General features: G+C 72.6%; 16 protein-coding genes and 1 riboswitch. Of the genes, 4 read left to right on the forward strand and 12 right to left on the reverse strand.

The window, feature by feature from the left end; genetic code table 11:
• Positions 1-37: 37 nt before the first annotated feature.
• Together betT and ACHAAC_RS07605 are read left to right on the forward strand one after the other, a co-directional pair.
• On the forward strand, positions 38-2,089 hold the full coding sequence (gene betT / locus ACHAAC_RS07600; RefSeq protein WP_435715481.1) for a choline BCCT transporter BetT: 2,052 nt from the start codon (positions 38-40) through the stop codon (positions 2,087-2,089).
• A gap of 26 nt (positions 2,090-2,115) precedes the next feature.
• Positions 2,116-2,799, forward strand: coding sequence for a uracil-DNA glycosylase (locus ACHAAC_RS07605; RefSeq protein WP_435715483.1), 684 nt, complete (start codon positions 2,116-2,118; stop codon positions 2,797-2,799).
• Here the strand turns inward: ACHAAC_RS07605 and ACHAAC_RS07610 are convergent.
• The gene (locus tag ACHAAC_RS07610; protein WP_435715485.1) at positions 2,778-4,400 is read right to left on the reverse strand and encodes a serine/threonine-protein kinase; all 1,623 of its coding nucleotides are present in this window, start codon (positions 4,398-4,400) and stop codon (positions 2,778-2,780) included. The genes ACHAAC_RS07605 and ACHAAC_RS07610 overlap by 22 nt on opposite strands.
• 67 nt (positions 4,401-4,467) lie before the next feature.
• The gene (locus ACHAAC_RS07615) at positions 4,468-5,559 is read right to left on the reverse strand and encodes an FhaA domain-containing protein (protein WP_435715486.1); all 1,092 of its coding nucleotides are present in this window, start codon (positions 5,557-5,559) and stop codon (positions 4,468-4,470) included.
• On the opposite strand from ACHAAC_RS07615, the gene ACHAAC_RS07620 reads away from it, so the two are divergent.
• Positions 5,549-6,301 (forward strand): hypothetical protein, encoded by a 753-nt coding sequence (locus tag ACHAAC_RS07620; RefSeq protein WP_435715487.1) that lies wholly within the window; start codon positions 5,549-5,551, stop codon positions 6,299-6,301. The genes ACHAAC_RS07615 and ACHAAC_RS07620 overlap by 11 nt on opposite strands.
• Before the next feature lie 17 nt (positions 6,302-6,318).
• Here ACHAAC_RS07620 and ACHAAC_RS07625 read toward each other — a convergent pair whose 3' ends face one another.
• On the reverse strand, positions 6,319-7,122 hold the full coding sequence (locus ACHAAC_RS07625) for a nuclease-related domain-containing protein (protein ID WP_435715488.1): 804 nt from the start codon (positions 7,120-7,122) through the stop codon (positions 6,319-6,321).
• 159 nt (positions 7,123-7,281) lie between these two features.
• Between ACHAAC_RS07625 and ACHAAC_RS07630 the strand changes: the two genes are divergently transcribed.
• Positions 7,282-8,424 carry a heparan-alpha-glucosaminide N-acetyltransferase domain-containing protein gene (locus ACHAAC_RS07630; RefSeq protein ID WP_435715489.1) on the forward strand — a complete coding sequence of 381 codons (1,143 nt, stop codon included), beginning with the start codon at positions 7,282-7,284 and terminating at the stop codon, positions 8,422-8,424.
• Positions 8,425-8,537: 113 nt separating this feature from the next.
• Here ACHAAC_RS07630 and ACHAAC_RS07635 read toward each other — a convergent pair whose 3' ends face one another.
• The 9 genes from ACHAAC_RS07635 to ACHAAC_RS07675 form a co-directional block, all read right to left on the reverse strand.
• Entirely contained in the window at positions 8,538-8,999 is a 462-nt protein-coding gene (locus tag ACHAAC_RS07635) for an excalibur calcium-binding domain-containing protein (RefSeq protein WP_435715490.1), read from the reverse strand.
• Between the two features lie 449 nt (positions 9,000-9,448).
• A complete protein-coding gene (gene thiE / locus ACHAAC_RS07640; RefSeq protein ID WP_435715492.1) occupies positions 9,449-10,093 on the reverse strand; it encodes a thiamine phosphate synthase in 645 nt (214 codons plus the stop codon).
• Positions 10,090-10,929 carry a thiazole synthase gene (locus ACHAAC_RS07645; RefSeq protein WP_435715493.1) on the reverse strand — a complete coding sequence of 280 codons (840 nt, stop codon included), beginning with the start codon at positions 10,927-10,929 and terminating at the stop codon, positions 10,090-10,092. Before ACHAAC_RS07645 ends, thiE begins: the two co-directional genes overlap by 4 nt.
• Positions 10,930-10,937: 8 nt before the next feature.
• Positions 10,938-11,150, reverse strand: a complete 213-nt coding sequence (gene thiS / locus ACHAAC_RS07650) for a sulfur carrier protein ThiS (protein WP_435715494.1) — start codon at positions 11,148-11,150, stop codon at positions 10,938-10,940.
• Complete coding sequence (gene thiO / locus ACHAAC_RS07655) at positions 11,147-12,319, reverse strand: glycine oxidase ThiO (protein WP_435715496.1); 1,173 nt, start codon at positions 12,317-12,319, stop codon at positions 11,147-11,149. The genes thiS and thiO overlap by 4 nt, the downstream gene beginning before the upstream one ends.
• A riboswitch (TPP riboswitch) is annotated at positions 12,310-12,416 on the reverse strand. It overlaps the preceding gene by 10 nt.
• 11 nt (positions 12,417-12,427) lie before the next feature.
• A complete protein-coding gene (recD, locus tag ACHAAC_RS07660; RefSeq protein WP_435715497.1) occupies positions 12,428-14,179 on the reverse strand; it encodes an exodeoxyribonuclease V subunit alpha in 1,752 nt (583 codons plus the stop codon).
• Positions 14,176-17,478: a UvrD-helicase domain-containing protein gene (locus ACHAAC_RS07665; RefSeq protein ID WP_435715498.1), complete on the reverse strand. Its 3,303-nt coding sequence runs from the start codon at positions 17,476-17,478 to the stop codon at positions 14,176-14,178. Before ACHAAC_RS07665 ends, recD begins: the two co-directional genes overlap by 4 nt.
• On the reverse strand, positions 17,478-20,783 hold the full coding sequence (recC, locus tag ACHAAC_RS07670; protein ID WP_435715500.1) for an exodeoxyribonuclease V subunit gamma: 3,306 nt from the start codon (positions 20,781-20,783) through the stop codon (positions 17,478-17,480). Before recC ends, ACHAAC_RS07665 begins: the two co-directional genes overlap by 1 nt.
• Before the next feature lie 112 nt (positions 20,784-20,895).
• Positions 20,896-21,184: HNH endonuclease signature motif containing protein (locus ACHAAC_RS07675; protein ID WP_435715501.1), on the reverse strand; the 289-nt coding region annotated here is incomplete at its 5' end.

The raw sequence follows: 21,184 nt of genomic DNA on the forward strand, positions 1-21,184 counted from the left end.
TCTACTACCTTCAAGCCAACCCCCGAGGAGTTCTGTCGTGAGCGCACCCACCGTCGATCCCCAGGCCAGTCCCGACGAGAACCCACAGGAACCCGCCAGCCGGGTCAACCTGACCGTGCTCGTCGGCTCGAGCGTCGTCGTCGTCGCCATCACGGCGTGGGCGCTGATCTCCCCCAGCGGTGCTGACGCCACGCTCGGCACCCTCGTGGGCTGGGCGACGGACTGGTTCGGCTGGTTCTACGTCCTGCTCGCCACGACGGTGCTGGTCTTCGTCATCTACATCGCCGCCTCCCGGTTCGGCCGGACGAAGCTCGGTCCGGAGCACTCCCAGCCGGAGTTCAGCACCTTCGCGTGGGCGTCGATGCTGTTCGCCGCCGGCATCGGCACCGACCTGATGTTCTTCGCCGTCGCGGAGCCCGTCACCCAGTACCTCGCTCCCCCGTCGGGCGACCCCGAGACCGTCGAGGCGGCCCGTGAGGCCACCGTGTGGACGCTGTTCCACTACGGCGTCACCGGCTGGGGCATGTACGCGCTGATGGGCATGGCCCTGGGCTACTTCGCCTACCGGATGGGCCTGCCGTTGGCGGTCCGCTCGGCGCTCACCCCGATCATCGGGCGTCGCACCGAGGGCGTCATCGGCGACGCGGTGGACCTGGCCGCCGTGCTCGGCACGATCTTCGGCGTCGCCACGACGCTGGGCATCGCCGTCGTGCAGCTCAACTTCGGCCTCAACATGCTCTTCGGCGTGCCGATGGGCCTCACGGCCCAGATCGCCCTGATCGTGGTGGGCATCGCCATGGCCACGCTCTCGGCCGTCTCCGGCGTCGACAAGGGCATCAAGTGGCTCTCCCAGGCCAACGTCATCCTGGCGCTCCTGCTCGCCGCCTGGATCCTGCTCACCGGCCGGACCACCTACCTGCTCAACGCACTCGTGCTGAACGTCGGCGACTTCGTGCGGCTCTTCCCCGACATGACGATGCAGACGTTCGCGTTCGAGGACACCGGCACGTGGATGGCCGACTGGACGCTGTTCTTCTGGGCCTGGTGGATCGCCTGGGCGTCCTTCGTCGGGCTCTTCCTGGCGCGCATCTCCCGCGGCCGCACGATCCGCCAGTTCGTGGCGGGCACGCTGATCATCCCGTTCATGTACATCCTGATGTGGATCTCCATCTACGGCAACGCTGCCATCGACCTCGTCCGCCAGGGCAACGCCGACTTCGGGGAGCTGGCGATGAACACCCCTGAGCAAGGCTTCTACACGATGCTCGCGGAGTACCCGGGCTTCACGTTCATCGCCTCGATCGCGACCTTCGTCGGTCTGCTCTTCTACGTCACATCGGCGGACTCCGGCGCCCTCATCATGGCCAACCTGTCCTCACGGATGCGCGACGTGCACGCGGACGCCGGCAGCGGGCTGCGCATCTTCTGGGCCGCAGTGACCGGCCTCCTGACCATCGCCCTGCTGGCCGTGGGCGGCATCGCGACGCTGCAGTCGGCCACCATCATCATGGGCATCCCGTTCGCCGTCGTCATGGTGCTGGTGATGATCGGGCTGTACAAGGCGCTGCGGGTCGAGGCGTTCCTGGCGGACTCGCGCGCCGGGGGGATGCACGGCGCGCTGTCCGGCCGCAGCACCCCGGACCGGCACGGTGGCGGCCACTGGCAGGCCCGGCTCCGCCGGGTGATGAGCTTTCCCAGCCAGGAGAAGGTCGACGACTACATGGACCGGGTGGCCGAGCCCGCCCTGCAGGAGGTCGCCCGCGAGCTCCACGAGGCGGGGACCGAGGCCACCGTGCGGACCCACACCGACGACGAGGGCCGACCCTGCGTCGAGCTGGCCGTCGCCATCAGCGACGCCCTCCCGTTCCGCTACCGGATCAGCCGCCGCGAGGTTCCCATCCCGGTCTACAGCGGCAGCCTGGTGCCCCGCGGCGACGACTACTACTCCCGGCTCGAGGTGCACCTGCACGAGGGCGGCCAGGGCTACGACGTCATGGGCTACACCCAGGGCCAGGTCATCGACGACGTGCTCGACGCCTACGAGAGCCACCTGGAGTTCCTCCGGCTGGAGGACGGCACGTCGCTCTGACCCGGGCGTCGTGGGACGCTGAGGACATGGCGGTGCGCAACCCTCTCGCGGAGCGGTCAGGCACCCTGCTGAACGAGACCGCCTGTCCCGGCTCCCTCGTCGATCGGCGACGGCTCCTGCAGGAGCCGCACGTCGTGGCGCTGGAGGCTTGGGCCGCTCGCCTGCGGGCGACGACCAATGAGTCCGTCCCGTCGTTCGACCCGCTCTCCGGCGGCACCATGGCGCGGTTGCTGGTGCTCCGGGAGGAGCCTCGCTGCCTGGCCACGCAGGGATCGGGGTTCGCGAGCATCGACAACGACGATGCCGCCGCGCACCACACCACCATGGCGATGAACCGGGCGGCGATCCCCCGCACCGACACCCTGCACTGGAACGTGGTGCCGTGGTGGATCCGCAACCCGCAAGGGGACCAGGTCTGCGGGCCGCGGACGGTCGTCAGCCAGGCCCGCCGAGCCCGCCCGCACCTCGCGGAGCTGCTCACGCTGCTCCCCCACGTGCAGGCCGTGCTGCTCCTGGGGCGCGAGGCCTCGCGCGCCTGGGCTGCCGCGGGCTCGGCGGACCTGCCGGTGCTCACCGGCCCGCACCCGAGCCCACTCGCCTGGAACACCCGTGACCGCACCACCGGTCGGCGCAACAGCGACCTCACCCTGGAGGCGTTCGCGCACGCCGCCGACCTGCTGACGGTCCCTCAGAAGGCGAGCGCGGGGTAGGCGACGAAGACGACGGCCGCCAGTGCGGACCCACCCAGCATGAGCAGGCACAGCAGCACGCGGCCCACACGCGGCCGGAGCCGGGCCAGCGCCAACCAGGCCAGGACCAGGCACGACAGCGGCATCATGAGCCAGACGATCGTCCACGTCGACTCGTACGGGTCGCCCGGCCAGGGCAGATCGATGGCCGCCGTGAGCGCGGCGACCAGGAGGACGTACCAGGGCAGCAGCATCGGGACGGACCCCCGCAGGGCCGCGCCGACGGCCTGACGCAGACCCGATCGCATGGGGCCGTCGACGAGACGCTCCGGCTGCGGCCAGCCACGCGGCGGTCCGCCGAGCCGCGGGAGGTAGACGCCTCGTCGGCCCAGCAGGTGGAGGGTGGCGAGCCCGACGGCGAGCAGCCACCACGGCGTGCTCGAGGCCATCGCGTCAGGCCGCAGGTCCGCTGCCGGAGGGATCGCCGTCGTCAACCAGACGAGCCCGGGCACCAGTGCGATCACGAGGGCACTGAGGGTGAGCCCCACCGAGAGCCGCAGGCCGCGGTTCCAGCGGGTGACGACCGGCCCGGTCGTCGTCGGTGGCGCGAGCGCGGCGGTCGCCTGGGGCGCCTGCCTGGGCTGCGGGGCGGTCGGTCGGTGCACCGGCACGGTGCCGGTGGCCGGTGGTGGCACGGGCATCGTCTCGACGTCGGCGAGGGCGTGCAGCATCTGCCCGACCGAGGCGTAGCGCTGGTCCGGGTCGACGGCCATCGCCCGCATCACCACACCGGCCAGGCCGGGGCTCACGTTCGGGGCGAGCGCGCGCGGGTCCGGCCGGGGCTGGGTGCGGTGCGCGAGCAGCTGGCTGGCCATCGTGCCCTCGAACGGCGGCTTGCCCGTGAGGCACTCGTACAGCAGGCAGCCGACGGAGTAGATGTCGCTGCGCTGGTCCGCCCTGCCGTCGTACTGCTCCGGGGCCATGTAGTGCGGCGTTCCCGCGACGGTTGCGGTGGCGTCCGAGGCCGCGCGGGCGATCCCGAAGTCGACGATCTTGACGCCGCCGGCGGTGGTGACGAGCACGTTCGCCGGCTTGATGTCCAAATGCAGGATGTCCGCCCGGTGGCACGCGGCCAGGCCCTCCAGCACGCCCTGCACCGCGATGACCGAGCGCGGGCTCGGGCCGTGGGTCGCGAGCAGGTCACGCAGGGAGGTGCCCTCCACCAGCTCCATCACCAGGTGCGGGATGATCTCGCCCTCGCCGTCGGGCAGGTGGACGAGGTCGTGCACGGTGACGACGTTCGGGTGCGAGACCCGCGCGAGCATCGCGACCTCCCGCGTGATCCGACGCATCGCCCGCGGGTCGTCAGCAAGGAAGTGCGAGAAGCGCTTGATGGCGACGTCGCGGTGCAGCTGCTGGTCGCGGGCCCTGAACACCACGCCGTGGTTGCCCGCGCCGATCCGCCCACGCAGGGCGAACCGGGGCTGGCCGGGTGTCGCGGCCGGTTCCGGCGACGCGGTGCCACCGACCCGGACGGTCGGCGCGCCCTCACCGACCCGGACGGTCGGCGTGGCGTCGTCGTCCTCGCCCGGGACGGGTCGGGTGACGAGAGGATCGGTCACGAGCGCGATCCTCCTCATGGTCGACAGGTTCAGGGGCACGACCGTGCCCCGTCGTCGACCATTGTCCCTATCGGCCCCTGACACTCTCAAGGCTCACCGTCCCCGGTGCGGGCGACGACACCGTCACGGGCACCCCGGCGAGGGCGAGGACGCCACGGGTCAGCGGGGTCCAGCCGTCGGTGAGCGGCTCACCGTCGAGGGTCGTGCCGTTGGTGCTGCCGACGTCGCGCACCTGCCAGCGCCCCTCCCGGCACCGCAGGGCGGTGTGCCGCGAGGAGACCTCCTGCTCGGCGAACCCCAGCGGGCTGCTCGGTGCCCGCCCGAGCACGACGGACTCACCGGGCGTGAGTCGCACGATCTGGCCGTCGTGCTCCAGGACCAGTCCGGCACCGCTCGTGACGGTGGGGGCGTCGTCGGCCTCCACGGCACGCACGGCGGGGAAGGCCACGGTGCCCTGTGGCACGGCCCGCGGTCGAGCACGCGGCAACGGAGCGTCCGTGACGGTGGAGGAGTCGTCACCCACGGCCTCCCACCCGAGCCAGGCCGGCGGGGCGCTGCCGGTCCGGGGCGCCTCCTGCTGGGCATCGCGGGAGAAGCCCAGCACGCCGAGCGGCTCGCTGCGGCGGGTACCGCGTGCCGGGGGGACCCAGCCGGCCCGTAGGCCCGGGTCCACCTCCACGACGACGTCGACCTCCGCCGGCGTCGCCCAGCCCTCGCGCTCGGCATGGGTGCGGTAGAGCGTCGCGGCATCGTCGCCGAGCCGCTCGACGTCGCCGTCGGGATCGAGCCGCTGCAGGTCCTCGGGAGCCACCCGGACCGTGAGGTCGCCGAAGGCGAGCCGCTGCCCGCTCGGCATCACGACGTGCTGGGTGGTGAGGGCCCGGACGAACCGGCGACGCAGCACTCCGTCGGACGCGGCCGGGTAGGAGACGAGCTTGGCGGCCACCTCCGTGGCCGCCGCCCGCCGACTGCCCGTGCCGAAGACGCTGCGGGCCACCGTGAGGCCCACCAGCACGACCCCGACGAGCAGGGCGAAGGCGAAGAGGCTGGAGAGCAAGCCGGTCAGAGAGGTGTTCATGGCATCATCGTCGGCGGCGACGGCGTCGGAGTCGAGCCGCTGCGGAACGCGTTCCACGAAGGAGGGTCGGGTGCTGCGCATCGAGTGGTCGTGCGGGGATCTCACCGGGACTGAGCTGCTCGCGCCCGGGGCCAAGCTGGTCGTCGCACGACGCATGGCCCTGCCGGAGCAGCAGCTGGTGGCCACCGAGCGGGTCGACGGCTCGCGCTACGTCTTCCTACGCCTGCCCTACGCGAGCGACCCCGCCCTCGTCGTCACCGCGACCGACGGCCAGCCGGTGGTCTACCGCGGGCAGCGGGCCAACGGCGCCATCGTCGAGCTGACCACGCCGTCGGGGCAGTCCAGCAGCCCCGCCCCCAAGCAGAGGTTCTCCCTCACAGAGAGCGGCAGCCGGCTGGAGCTGCGCCTCCCCGACGTCACGGTGGCGCTGACGGTCGACATCGGGGGCCCCGACACTGGTCCCGACTCGGGGCCCCGCGGCTCCGGCACCGAGCAGCTCGGCGTCGAGGCCCTCCAGGGCGAGGACGCGTGGATCGTCGCCGCCATCGCCGTCGCCCTGTCCCCTGAGCACGGCGTCGTGAGCCACGGCGACCTCAAGCATGCCTTTGCCGTCTGGCGGGGCATCGAGGAGCCGAGCGCGGGGACCTTCGAGCGCAACGTCCTTCGACCGGCCCTGGAGTCGCGGCGCATCGAGCTGCCGGGCGCCCGCCTGAACAAGATCGTCTACCTCGTGGAGTGGTGCCGCCGCACCTCGGAGTTCCCCGACCGCGTCCTGGCTGACGTCCGACGCCGTCTCGACGCCTCCGGCGCCCCCACCGAGTGACCCGAGGTGGAGCGGCCTCAGGCCGACGGATGATTACGGGCAAGGTGCTCGTGCAGCAGGCGCCTGTCCTCGGACGGGAGTGTCCCGGGCCGAGCGAGCGCCTTACGCGTCGTCCTGGGTCCACGCACCGGGATTCCGTCCACGACCAGCCGACCCCACGGCAGGTCTGCCTCTAGGAAGCAGAAGGCGCCGTGCACGTTGGCCGGGACCGGCCCGCTGTCGACGCTTTCCTGCACTGCTGCCACCTGACGGTGCAGCCCGGCCACGAGTCCTTGACGGCGCCGGCCATCGACCACCAAGGCGTCACCCTTGCGGGTCGACCGGACTCGGCGGCCGGCGTAGTGCTTGGCATCGATGACGTGGATGCCGCTCGCGGTGATCGCGATCAGGTCCACGTCGCCGTGACGTGAGCTCGCCGAGAGCCGCCGGTTGAACAGGAACAGGGCGTCCTCGAGGTTCGTCTGGAGGACCTCGGCCACTCGCCGTTCCCCCTCCGCTCCCGTGGCGAAGGCCTGGGTGGTCTGCTTCGGCCGCTGCAGGCGCAGCACGAGGCGTCCGATCCGTGGGTGCTTGGTCATCACCCGCTGCTCGCGCAGAGCGAGGCGACGTTCGTACGTCTGCTGCAGTGACGCGCCAGGCGTCCCGACCTCCACGATGTGCTCCATCTGCTCGCCGGAATCCGTTGGCTGCAGGCAGGACAGGCACACCACGGTCCTGCTCGTGCGGTCCCAACCGGCTCGGGCGCCACGACGCAGGGCGACACCACACCCACACGCTCCGTCGCGCCGCAGCGACAGGATCTTGATCTGCTTCGTGTCCACGAGTCTCCCTCTCCCGGATGTGGAAGAAGCATGCCCCGAGGGTGGGTCACATCGTCTCGATACTCCCGGGCGAACCGAGGTCAAACTCTCCTGACGCCGCGGTCACCACAGGCCTGTCTAGGGTGTGCCCGTGGAGTGCCTGGAGCTGCGGGAGCACGAGTGAAGCGCCTCGTGGGGGTGGACGCCGCCCGGTACCTGGCGCTGGTCGGCATGATCTCGACCCACGTCCTCACCGACGGCGAGGCATGGCTCTCCTCGTTCGCGAACGGCCGCGCCTCGGCGCTGTTCGCGTTCCTCGCCGGGGTCGGCATCGTGCTGGCCGTGGCGCCCGAGCGCACCACCGGCAGGTCGACGGCGCGCTCCTGGGCCGCGCGGACGGCCGGCCTGGCCGTGCGGGGCCTGCTGATCGCCCTGCTGGGTCTCGCCCTCGGCGAGCTGGACACGGGGCTGGCGGTCATTCTCACCTACTACGGCGTGCTGTTCCTCCTCGCGACGCCCTTCGTCGGCCTCGGGGCCCGGACGCTGCTCCTGCTGGCCGGCCTCTGGGTGGTGGTCACCCCGGTGCTCTCCCACCTGCTCCGCCCGACGCTCCCCCTCTTCCGCTCCGACAACCCGTCCTTCGACCAGCTGGGTGATCCACTGAGCCTGCTCACCGAGCTGACGATCACCGGGTACTACCCCGCCGTTCCATGGCTGGCCTACCTCCTGGCTGGCATGGGGCTGGCCAGGCTCGACCTTCGCTCCACACGGGTGCTGGCCCTGACGACGGTGGCCGGCCTCGGCCTCGCGACGGGCGCCACCGCCCTCTCACGGGCGCTCCTGGCTCGGCCCGAGCTCATGGACCCGCTCCTTCGGGCCTCTGGTGCTGCGACCACGACCGAGCTGTTGGACTGGGCCGACGCGGTCACGCTGGGGACGACGCCGACCGGCCAGGGATGGCAGTGGTTGCTGGTCGCCACGCCGCACACCGCGACGCCCTTCGACCTGGCCCAGACGATCGGCAGCGCGCTGGCCATCACCGGCGCCTGTCTGCTCGTGCTGCACCTGGCACCCTCCGCAGCCTCACGGTGGACGGCCGTGGCACTGGGAGGCGGGGCGATGACGCTGACGTTGTACTGCCTGCACGCCGTCATGCGCACCCCGCAGGTGTGGCCCACCGAGGACCCCGGCACGTTCTGGTGGCACATCGCAGTCGTGACCGTGCTCGGTGCGGTGTTCGCTGCTCTCGGCCGGCGGGGCCCGCTGGAGCAAATTGTCTCGACGGTGTCTCACGCCGCCTCGCGGCGACCACCAGGCCCATAAGACGGCCGTCGCTGCCAAACGGGCCCACAGCGTCACATCACAGAGCTCTGGTGGCCTCGCCACGGACGCTGAACACAGTGAACCCGCGCGATCAGTCGAGCACACATACGGTCCTACTCGCAGACCACTCCGTCGTTGTCACGGTCTTGGTACCAGTCGTACTCCGGGTCAGCTCCCTCGCGATAGTTGCCGTAACCGGCGGCATTGGCCGCACCACAAGTGTCGAACTGAGGGTCTGTCGAGTCCTCGACAGTTTCGGGTTGGCTGACTAGCTGTTGTGCCTCCATCTCAGATGTCGTCTCATCGACAGCCTTAGTCACGGCCTTCTTGATCAGCCGTGATCGCTTGGCCTTCTCCTCAGCGACGGCCTCGTCAACTGCGTCTGTCACCGCCGAGTCGATTTGTTCATCAAGCTCGCCCCGGAGCAGTCGGACCTCCTTGGCGGCCTCATCTTCAACCTCATCGATCCGCTCGTCGGCACTTGCCTGAGCATCGCGTTCGATCGTCTCCACATCAGTGCCGCCAAAGCCCACGCCGACGATGAGACCGACGACTCCTGCAGTCAGACCGATCATGGACTTTCCGAATCGGCCCGAAGCCTCCCGCTTTGCCCCGCGGCCTCGACCGCTCCCCGCTCCGGGCGGCTTGTCTGCAACAGACGACGTCGCGTAATTGCGCTCCGTCTCGTCGGGAACCCAGAAGCTCCATCCTTCAGGCGCCGGTGGCCACGTGGGATCTGGTCTCCATCCTTCAGGTGGGCGCCACTCACGGGGGCGGTTGGGCCATCCGGGCGGGTTGTTCCACTGCCAGACAGTCATGAATCGGCTCCCTCCGTCGCGGTCGACGAGAAGCTAGGGACGAAAGTCCTCTCCACGACTGGCAAACAGTAGGCAGATCAGACACCTGGTGTACTGGGATTGCCAGAAACTTCTCGCACGATCGGCAGTCGTGCAGCCAATGAGCGGGACTCCGGGATCAACTCGTCCACCAGAACCTGACGGCTCACGACACTCGGAGCCGGCCGTTAGGACACGGCAGCACGCAGGGCCGCGGCGGCGGCCCTCGGGTCATCGGCCCGGGTGATGGCGCGGACGACGACGATGCGACGTGCTCCGGCGTCGAGCACCCGGGACAGTCGCTCGAGGTCGATGCCACCGATCGCGAACCACGGGGTGGCGGGGTCGCTGGCCGCCACGTGCCTGACCGCCTCAACCCCCGCGGCCGGCCGCCCCGGCTTGGTGGGGGTCTCCCACACCGGCCCGATGCAGAAGTAGTCGATGTCCGGGTCCTGCGCGGCCAGCATGGCCTGCTCAGCGGAGTGCGTCGACCGCCCCAGGAGCACGTCCTCGCCGAGCAGGGAGCGCGCAGCCTCGATGGGTAGATCGTCCTGGCCGGTGTGGAAGACCTGCGCCCCCGCGATCCGTGCGACGTCCGCCCGGTCGTTGACGGCGAACAGGGCTCCGGCCGCGACGCACACCTCTCGGACCGACTCCAGGAGCGCGAGCTCGTCGCGGGTGGACAGCGTCTTGTCCCGCAGCTGCACGACGTCGACTCCGCCCTCGACGGCCATGCGGACGAGATCGAGCGTCGCCCGCTCCCCGGCCGAGGCGTCCGTGCACAGGTAGAGCCGGGCGGCGTCCAGTCGATTCCGCAGCTCGTTCCCGCTCACAGCGACAGGTCCAACCGTGAGCCCGGTGCCCCGACGAGGCCGTCCAGCGGCGAGGACGCCATGGCGTGCTCCCGGCGTGGGATCCGCCCTGCGCGGGACGCGAGGCGTCCGGCCTCCACACCGGCACGCATCGCCCGTGCCATCCGCGATGGGTCGGCCGCTCGGGTGACGGCCGATGCGACCAGCACCCCGTCGCACCCGAGCTCCATCGCCTGCGCCGCCTCCGATGCCGTGCCGATGCCGGCGTCCAGGATCACCGGGACCGTCAGCCCGGCGGCGATGGCCCCGATGTTGCGCGGGTTGAGGATGCCGAGCCCGGAGCCGATCGGCGACCCGAGCGGCATCACGGCGGCACAGCCGACGTCCTGCAGCTTGCGGGCGGTGACCGGGTCGTCGTTGGTGTAGGCCAGGACCTCGAATCCGTCGGCGACCAGCTCGCGCGCCGCCACCAGCAGCTCGACCGGGTCGGGCAGCAGGCTCTGCTCGTCGGCGATGACCTCCAGCTTGACCCAGCTGGTCTCGCAGGCCTCACGGCCGAGCCGAGCGGTGAGCACCGCGTCAGCAGCCGAGAAGCAACCAGCGGTGTTGGGCAGGGCCCGGATGCCCAGGCGCGTCAGCATCCGCCACACCGAACCGTCCGCGGCGCCGGCGTCGTCGGGGTCGCCACCCGGAAGGCTGACGCGACGGATGGCCACCGTCGTCAGCTCCGTGCCGGAGGCCACCAGCGCGTCCTCCAGACCGGACAGGCTCGGCGCTCCCCCGGTGCCCATGATGAGCCGGGATCCCAGCGGGACACCGGCGATGGTGAGCGGGTCGTCCGTCGTCCTCTGTGTCATCTGATTCCTCATCCGCCTTGGACCGCGGTGACGACGTCCACCCGGTCACCGTCGACCAGCGGCGTGGTCCGCCACTGGCTCCTCGGCACGAGCGTGCCGTTCACCGCCACCGCGATCCCGGTCGTGGCCGGCGACACCTCACCGACCAGCGACGGGATCGTCACCGCCGGGTCGCACTCCCGGTCGCGACCGTTGACCACGAGCACCATCGGCTCACTCATGCGTGCGCTCCTCTCGTCGGGGCAGATGCCGCCGCGAACCGCTCCGGGTGGGCCGCCTGCCAGATGTCGTCGACCGGCCGATCGGCCAGGATCGCGTCCAGAGCGTGGGCCGTGGACGCCGCGAGCAGGATCCCGTGCCGGTAGTGCCCCGTCGCGAGCACCAGCCCCGGGACCGAGGTCGCCCCCAGGAGCGGCAGGTTGTCCGGGGTGGCCGGCCGGGCCCGCGCGAGGTGCTCGGCGACCGCGAGCTCGTCGATACCGGGGATCAGCGCCCGCACGTCCCTGAGCAGCCCGAAGAGGCCACCGGCCGTGACGCGCCGGTCATCCGGCCACTCCGTCGAGGTGGCCCCGAGGACCACCTCGCCGTCACCCGGCGACTCCGTGCCGCGGAACACCGCGTAGACGGGGCGATGCTGGACCAGACCACGGACGATGCAGGGCTCGCGCGGCCACTCCGGCCCGGTCCCGACGAGCCTGAGCACCTCACCCTTCACCGGTCGGACGGGTGCGAGGACCGCCGTGCGCTCGAGCAGCGGGCCGACGGCGTGCCCGGTGGCCAGGACGACGACGTCGGCAGGGTGCTCCTGCCCGTGGTCGTCCATGACTCCCCGCACCCCGCCGGCGGCCGTGCGGAGCAGCGAGACGGCCGATCGCCGCACGAGGCGCACACCCCGACGCTCGGCGATCACCGCGAGCGCACGCATCAGCAGACGCGGGTCCACCTGACCGTCCTCGTCGTTCCAGAACCCGCCGGCCACCCGCGGACCGAGCATCGCCCGACGTCGTCGGGCCTCCTCGGAGCCGAGCTCGGTCACGCGCAGGCCGTGCTCGCGCTGCAGGGCGGCCAGCCGGCCCAGCTGCTCGACGTCCGCACGCTCGTAGCCCACCGAGAGGACGCCGCACCGTCGATACCCCACGTCGATGCCGGAGGCTGCCCGTACCTGCTGCGCGAAGTGCGGCCACCTGGCCGCGGAGTCCAGCGTGAGCCGCAGCATCTCGGACTCGCCGAACTCGGTCTCGGTGACCGGTGCGAGCATCCCGGCGGCGGCGTGGGTGGCACCCTGTGCCGGTGCGGGGTCCAGGCAGGTGACGTCGAGCCCGGCCTCAGCGGCACGCCAGCACGCGACCGCGCCGACGACGCCGTGGCCGACGACCACGAGACGGCTCATCCGATGCTCCCTTCGCTGGCATGATCCAGATCAGGTTCAGCGGTCGGCAGCGATGCCCTCTCAGCCCGGCTCGATCCGGGCTCCCGCGCATGCCGAGGCTAGCAGCGCTCACGGACGGGCGGCGGCCCGCATCTCCCGGAGCCGCTGGGCGACGCCGCTGGCCCGGGCGGTGCGACGCTCCACCGCGGCTCGCACGACGTCCGGCGTGCCCACGACGGTCAGCGAGGTGCGAGCCCGGGTGATGGCGGTGTAGAGCAGCTCTCGGGTGAGCACGAGGGACTCCTCCTGCGGCAGCAGCAGCGTGACGTGCTCGAACTCGCTGCCCTGACTGCGGTGCACGGTGCTGGCGTAGGCGCTCCGGGCCGATGCGAGGCGGGCCGCCGAGACCGAGCGCCCGGTGTCGAGCCGCACCACCAGCCGGCCGGCGTCGTCGAGGGTGATGCCGACGTCACCGTTGTGCACCCCCAGCGAGGCGTCGTTGCGGGTGATGAGGACCGGGCGACCCGGGAACCACGGGCGGGCGGGGTCGGGGAAGGTCCGGACCGCGCGCTCCAGCCGCTCGTTCCACGTCTGCACGCCCCACGGACCGTCGCGATGCGCACACAGCAGCCGGTGCTCGGTGAGAGCGGCCAGCCCGGCATCGGCGTCGGCGTCCAGCGCCGCCTGGGCAACGGCATGGGCCTGGGCTCGGGGCCGGACCGACACGACACGGTCGAGCGCCTCGGGGCCCACGAAGGTGAGGGCCTCGTCGCCGGACTGCAGGAGGTCGATGGTGCGATCCGCGTCGCCACCGACGACTGCCTCGGCGAGGTCGCCGATGACACCCTCGAAGCGGTGCCCCCGGGTGAGTCGGGTCACCGTCTCGCCGGCCGACCCGGCCAGGCCGTCGATGACGTCCCGCAGCACGGCACCCGCCTCGACCGAGGCGAGCTGCTCGGCATCGCCGACCAGCACCAGTCGGCACGTCGGCGAGACCGCCTGCACGAGCCGTTCCATCATCAGCAGCGAGACCATCGAGGTCTCGTCCACCACGATGACGTCGTGCGGGAGCTTCTGCCCGGCGTGGTGACGAAAGGCCGTGCGGTGGTCCGGGCGGGGGCCGAGCAGGCGGTGCAGCGTGAGCGACTCCAACGATCCGAGCCACGTCCGCTCGGCGTCGGTGAAGACCTCCGCGCCGGCTGCCTCGACGATCGCTTCGCGCATCCTGGCCGACGCCTTGCCGGTGGGTGCGGCGAGCCCGACCGTGAGCGGACGGGAGGACCGACCCAGGTGCTGGGCGGAGAGCGCCACCAGGAGCCGGGCGATGGTCGTGGTCTTGCCGGTGCCCGGCCCTCCCGTCAGCACGGACGTCCAGCCGCGTGCCGCGCGGCCCGCGGCAGCACGTTGCTCGGCGAACGACTCCTGAGCGAACAACCGATCGAGGTCGGCCGTGAGCCGTGGATCGTCGACGTCCGGCGGCGGGACCTGCAGGCGGTCGGTGAGCCGCTCGCACAGGGACACCTCGAGGTCGTGGTAGCGCGCCAGGTACAGCAGCGGCTCCTCGGCGACGAGGACCCGGTCCGGTCCGGTGGTCAGGGGGCTGGCAGCGACGCGCTCCCACCAGCCCTCGGCCGGCCACTCGACCTCTGCCGTGCTGAGGTCGACGCACGAGGACCCCAGCCGCACGGCCCGCACCGCCAGCGCGGCCGCGAGCAGGACGGACTCGTCCTCCTCCCCGCCGAGCCGGCCCAGGGTGCGGGCCACGTGGACGTCGGCCGCCTCCAGCACGCCGTCCCGGTTGAGCTGCCCGAGCACGCCCGTGGCGCCCTGCACCACCTGCACGTCGAAGGGATCGAGGGGTGCGGTCTCGTCGATGGTCATGACGTACCTCCGTCGAGCAGGTCGCTGAGAGCCAGCGCGAGGGAGGACGGCGGACGCCAGGCGAACACACCGTAGGGCGCGCCGTTCGCGTCGCGGGGGACGTCGGGCCCGGTCATTCCGCGGACGAAGAGGTACAGCGCTCCCCCGAGGTGCTCGTCCGGGTCGTACCCCGGCAGCCGCCAGCGCAGGAAGCGGTGCTGCGCGACGGTGTAGAGCATCGCCTGCAGCGGATAGGTGGTGTGCAGCATGGCCCCGGCCAGCCGGTTCGGCGCGTACGCCTCGAGCCCGCCGTCGGGGGGTTCGAGCCGGTTGGTCTTGTGGTCGACGACGAGGGTGCGGGAGGTCGGGGTGCGCAGCAGCAGGTCGATCGATCCGGTGAGGTAGCCCCGCAGGGTGCGGCCGGCCAGCGTGGCGTCGCGCAGGTCCGCCGCGAAGGGGCGCAGCGGGTCGTCCGGGGCCAGGTGGGCCTCCATGACGTCGGCGACGTCGGCGAGCCGGCCCACGTCCTGCTGCAGGCCACGCACGACGTCACCACCGGCGAGCGGGAGCTCGAAGTCCAGCTCACGCAGCGGCCTGAGCGCGAGCGCCTCGGCGAGTGTGAGCTCGTCGACGAGCGGGCCCATCGGGGTGTGCAGCACGTCGGTGAGCGCGGCCACCAGGACTTCGGAGTCCACGGGGAACGGTCGGCGTCGTTGCTCCAGCTCCAGGCAGCGCCACACCTCGGCCGGGAGGTCGGGCGCCTCGACGTCGACCTCCTCCAGGACGCCGTGCACGAGCGTGCCCAGCGCCGCGCCGCCGGCCAGCGAGGCCCACGGGGAGGGCCCGAGCCCGGCGGTCTCCGGCGATGGACCGGTCTCGACGGGCTGCTCGTCCTCGGGCCCCACGGCGGCCGGCTCGCTGCCGACGGAGACCTCCTCCTCGCGGCGCACCAACGAGGAGTAGGACGTGCGCCGCCACGTGACGTCGATGTCACGGGTGACGCGGCGGGCGCTGAGCTCGGCCCGGGCGTCCGTGGACTCCGGCAGCAGGATCGACGTCGTCTCCATCCGCTCCACGACCGGACCGCCGCGCTCCTGCCAGGCTCGCAGCCGGGCGACGGCCTCGACGTCGGACGGAGGCGGCAGCTGGTCGGGCACGGCGGGATCGTCGGGGTCGGGCCGCAGGAGCAGCCGGTGCAGGCCGGCGTTCTTGCTGTCCCACGACGGGGACCAGTGCATGACGAGTCCGGACTGGGCGCGGGTCATGGCGACGTAGAGCAGCCGCAGGGACTCCCCCGCCCGCTCCGAGGCGGCGAGCTGGGCGTGCTCCTTCCAGGACGGGCCGTCGCCGCCGACGTCCAGACAGCGTCGGCCGTCCCGGTGCAGGCGCAGGACGTCGCGCTCGGCGTCGTAGCGGTTGAACAGGAACGGCGCGTAGACCACGGGGTACTGCAGTCCCTTGCTGACGAACGTGGTGACGATCTGCACCGCCTCGGCGTCACTGTCCAGCCGGCGGGCACGATCACCGGCCTGTGCGCCGTCGGCCCGGCGGTCCAGCAGCCAGCGCAGCAGGCCGGACGAGCCGAGCCCTCGTTCGCGCGCCGCGCGCTGCAAGACGTGGCCGACGTGCTCGAGGTCGGTGAGCAGCCGCCGGCCACCGACCTGGCCCAGGACCCGCTCGACCACGGCGGCGTCACCGATGAGCGCCTCGACGAGACCGGCGGTACCGCGTTCTCGGTGCACGTCGGCGAGGTCGCGCAGACGAGAGGAGATGGCGTCGGTGAGCTGGTCGGCGTCGGGGCCCGCGATCCCTGCGGCGGTGTGCCCGACGAACGGGCCGATCGCGGCGGCGCGGACCAAGCCGCTGCGGTGCGGGGACTCCAAGGCATACAGCAGGGTCACCCAGTGAGCACCCGCATCGCTCTGCAGCACGTCGGCCCCGCCGCCACGCACGGCCGGGACCCCGGCCTTGGTGAGGGCGCTCTGCAGGAGGTCGGCCTCGGCGTGCCGCTCCACGAGCACCGCGACGTCGCCCGCGCCGACCGGACGCGGACCGGTGCCGTCGTCGTAGGTGGCGTCCCGGGTGAGCAGCGCGGCGATGTCGGCTGCGACGTCCGCAGCGATGCGCTCGCGCGCCGGTCCGATCTTGACCGTCTTGCCGGCCGGGAACCCGGCGTCCTCACGGGTCAGCACCCGCAGGCGGAAGGGGTGGGGGTGCTCGGGGTCCACCAGTCGGCTGCCCTGCAGTGCGGCGCGCGCGGGACGCACGACGATCTCGGGGTCGCCCAGCGCCGATCCCCTCAGCACCGCGTCGACGGCGGCGACCAGCGGTGCGTCGCTGCGGTGGTTGAGCACGAGCGTGTGGCGGACGTCGGCGAGTGCGGCGGCCCGCAGGTAGGTGTGGACGTCGCCTCCCCGGAAGCCGTAGATGGCCTGCTTGGGGTCGCCGACGAGGACCACCGTGGCGTGCCCGACGAAGGCGCGCTCCAGGATCTGCCACTGCACGGGGTCGGTGTCCTGGAACTCATCGACCAGGACGATGCGCCAGCGCTCACGCATGACGGTGCGTGCGGCCGACCCCTCAGGCTCCAGTGCCTCGGCGAGCCGTTGCAGCAGGTCGTCGTAGGAGAGGGTGCGGGCGGCGAGCCGGCGGCGGGCCGCCTCGTCGCGCACGGCAGCGGCGAAGCGGCGGCGCAGGTCCGGTGGGGAGTCGGCGGGGGCGTCGACGGGCAGGAGCTCCGCTGCAGGGTCGCCCACGGCGCGGTCGCCGAGCATGCGAGCCTCGGCCGGTGGGAACGGTGGCGGCATCCGTCGTCCGGCGGCCTGCAGGTAGAGGTCGGCCACGACGTCCTCCACGATGTCGCCGTCGTCCTCCACGAGCGCCGAGCCTGGCTCGACGTCGCCGGTGGTGCCCAGGCTGCGCAGCACGGCGTGGCAGAAGCCGTGGGTGGTGGTGATGGTGGCCTCGTCGAAACCGGCGACGGCCCGCCGCAGCCGACGGCGCCGCTCGCCTCGCTCTGCCTCGTCGCCCTCCAGCAGCAGGGTGAGCAGGGGGTCGCCGGCCGGGGCCTGCCCCGTGGTGAGGACGGCCTCGGCCTCGACGAGCCGCTCACGCACCCGGTCCTTGAGCTCGGCACTCGCGGCCCGGCCGAACGTGACCACGAGCAGGTCGTCGAGCTCGGCGTGCCCCTCGGCGACGAACCGGGTCACCAGGGCCGCGATGGCCCAGGTCTTGCCGGTGCCCGCGCTGGCCTCCAGCAGGGTGGTGGCGTTGCCCCGGGGCATGGGGTCGGTGATGCGGAACTCGGTCGGATCGGCCATCAGACGTCCATCCGGTCCAGCAGGGGCGTCCACAGCCGCATCGCGTGCTGGTCGAGCCCGGCGACCATCAGCTCGGCAAGTGGCTTTCCGCGGCCGAAGGCGAGCACGTGGTAGGGGTCGACGTCCTCGCCGTCGATGTTGCGGCTGCGGTTGCCCACCCACTCCCGGGCGCCGGCCTCTTCTGCCGCGTCGAGATCGTGGCGGCGCAGCTGGTCCGCGACCACCTGCGAGGTCTTGACCGGCAGCGGCAACGGCCGGGTGCTGCCCAGGTGCCAGAGGTCCACGAGGTCCGTCAGGAGAGGGGCGGCCTCGGCGGTGGTGGGTGGCTTGACGACGAGCACGCCCGGGGAGGCGCGCGCTCCGCGGCGCACACGGCCGACGAGGTGCGCGGGCACTCCCGCGCCGGAGGCGGCGAGCACGAGGAGGTCGACCCACGGCAGCAGCAGCTGGCGACCCTTGAGCGTGGACGGGGTGACGCGCACGATCCCGTCGGTGTGCACGTCCGCCACCGTACCGACGACCCTGCGGCCGTCGGGCAGCGTGACGTCGACGTCGATGCCGCGGGCAGGGTCGACGCGCAGCGGTGCGGCGAGGACGGCCAGCTGCCCCACCAGGTCACGGGCCGAGGCGAGCACGCCGTCGGCGAGGACGCCCGGAGGGAGCAGCCCGCGTCGACGTTCGTCGGCCTCGGCCTCCTCGCCGGTGGCCCCGGCGAGGACGGCATCGAGCAGGCGCTGGTTGACCTGCCACTGCTGCAGGTGGTCCAGGTGCAGGGGGATGGCGTCGTCGTCCGGATCGGTCTCGTAGGGCAGCGTGATGTCCAGGCGATCGCGCACGAAGGAACGTACGGGGTGGCGGACGAAGGTACGCAGCTGCTCCAACGTGACGACGTCGCTCTCGACGGGGGGCAGCGCCTCGGCCATGAAGGGGGGCGCCGCGGTGGCCGGCCGGAGCGTGGCCCGTGCGCCGGCCAGCGCGGCCTCGTCGAAGCTGAACGTGCGTCCGGGCAGGAGCGCCCCGGGGGTGAAGGAGCGGGCGTCGAAGGCCTGCAGCGGGTGCCGCACGACGACGTGGCCGCGGACGTCCCGCCCCGGGACGGTGCGCTCGAGCTGGTCGAGCAGCTCACCGACCGGTGTGGCCGGCGGCAGCGGACGTCCGGTGTGCTCGCTGGCGCCGGTGTGCGTGATCACGAGGTGCTCGGTGGCGGACATGATCGCGTCGAGGAAGAGCTGGCGGTCCTCGCCGGCGGCGTCCCGCTCCCCCACCAGCGGACGCCGGGCGAGGATGTCGTCGCCCAGCGGCGTGGGAGTGCGCGGGAAGACGTCGGCGTCGAGCCCCAGCAGGCAGACCACACGGTGCGGGACCGAGCGCATCGGCACCATCGTGCACACCGTGAGCGATCCGGTGCGAAAGCTCGTGCGGGTGGGGCGGGCGGCGAAGGCGTCGTCGAGGACGGCGCCGACCTCCACCACGGTGAGCTCACCGACGGACTCGTCGTCGGCGCCGAGCCGGGCGAGGATCCGCACCACCTGCTCGCGCTGCCAGACGTCGCGTGGGGTCACCGCGGTGAGGGCGTCGACGACGTGCGTGAGCAGGCCGATCCACGAGTGCAGGGGCCCGGGGCGCGCGGCCTCCAGCGCGTCGCCCAACCGGGCCAGGGCCTCGTGCAACCGGCCGACGAGGTCCACCCCGGTGCTGGCGAGATCGTCCAGGGGCAGGACGCCGCCGGGCCGGGCACCGCCGCCCGGGGCCGCGGCGACCCCCGCGGCCAGTCGCGTCAACCCGGACTGCCACGTGTTCTGCGCGAGCCCGCCCAGGCCCCACGCCGTGCGGGCCTCGGCGTCGACGCCCCAGCGCACCGCGGTCTGGACGGTCCACGTGTCGATCTGCTCGAGGTCGTCCTCGGTGAGACCGAAGCGTCGACGCACGGGGGCCAGGGAGAGCAGATCGCGGACCTCGTCGACGCTGGTGCGCCGCCGGGAGGCGATGGCCACGACTCGCTGCAGCACCTCGGCGACGGGGTTGACCGCGCCGGTCGCGCGGTCGGCCAGACGGACCCGCAGCTGGTGCCCGGGATGGCGGTCGCCGGCGACGTCGTCCAGGCCGAACGCCGCCTGGATGAGAGGGGCGAAGGTCTCGACGTCGGGACACATGACGAGCACGTCCCGCGGCTCGAGCGTCGGGTCGTCCTCCAGCAGGCCGAGCACGACCTCTCGCAGCACGTCGACCTGGCGGGCCGGCCCGTGGCAGGCGTGCACCTGGACGGAGGTGTCCTGCTCGTCGAGCAGGCGGTCAGCGCCCGGGCCCGGGGCGTCGCTGCCGAGGTCGGACTGCAGGTGGCCGAGCAGCGTGGTGGGCCGCTCGGGCGGGGCGAGGTGGTCGACGGCGGCCTCGCCGGGCAGGGTCTGCAGGGCCCGCTGCAGCTCGGCGACGTCGCGTCCGCAGCTGGTGAGCAGGGCGTTGCCGCCCTCGGGCAGTCCGGCCGCGCCCCGTGGGCCCGGGCGGCGCTCGGTGTCGCCGCCGGTGGTGGCCTGCCAGCGAGCCGCGGAGGGGTGCGGCAACCACAGGTGGACGTCGCGGTGCTCGGCCAGGGCCGCCACGACGTCGAGCTCGGCCCACGGCATCCGGGTGTGCCCGAGGAAGGAGAGGCGCTGCGGAAGGCTGGCCCGGGTGGGGTCGGCGCGCAGTGCGGTCGCGGCGTCGGCGAGACGCTGGTCCGGGGGCGGGTGTGCCTCGAGCCGATGCCGCACTCGTCGCCACAGCTCGGCCTGCCACCGGCACTCCGGTGGCAGGCCATGGCCTTCGCCGTCCGTGTCGTCGCCGGCGACCCACGCCTGCACCATCCATGGCCGCTGCACCGCGTACCCGTGCAGGAGGGCCGCCGTGCGTCGTGCCGTGGAGTACCGGCGGCTGCGGCGCAGCGCCTCGTCCCGCTCGGGCAGGCCTCGTCCAACGTGCGTGGCCACGATGGCGAGCCAGTCCTCGTCGATGGCCCCGTCGATGACGTCGAGCACCGTCCAGGCCAGGCGTCCCGGTGCCCATGGGTCCTCGACGTCACGGTCGGTGAGCTCGGCGAGCAGGTGCGCCGGACGCACGAGGTCGACACCGGCACAGATGCCGTCCTGACGGCCCTCGGCCGCGCCGAGGTGGTGGCTGAGGCGCTGGGCGAGCCAGCGCTCCACGCCCGTCGCCCCGACGACCACGACGTCGCTCTCGAACGGGTCGTCCGGGGGCGTCCCGAGCAGGCCCGCCAGCGCGTCGACGAGCACGTCCGCACGCTCGGCGCGGTGGATGGTCAGCGGCACGTCCCGAACCTACGGGGTCGCACGGGCAGACGCACCCACGTCCAGGACCACCGGCGGCAGTGCCGTGCTCCAGTCAGTGGTCCGAGTCGCCGTCGACAGGACCGGCCCGCCTCTAGGCTCGCCATCGGTGGTTGCGGCGCCAGAGGGTGTCGCCGGGTTGTTGCCACTCGACGTGTCCGTCCCGGTGTCTGACCCTCCAGCCGTTGGTGTGGATGTGGCGGTGGTGGTGCGGGCAGAGCATCACTCCGGTGAGGTCGGTGCGGCCTCCTTCGGACCATGGCTGGGGGTGGTGGATCTCTGACCATCCGGGTGGTCGGTCGCATCCGGGGAAGGTGCAGCCGCCGTCGCGTAGTCCGATGGCGATGCGCTGCGCCCGGTTGTGCAGGCGGGCGCTGCGCCCG

The organism is Aeromicrobium sp. CF4.19, from assembly GCF_051262555.1.
Classification (GTDB): Bacteria; Actinomycetota; Actinomycetes; order Propionibacteriales; family Nocardioidaceae; genus Aeromicrobium.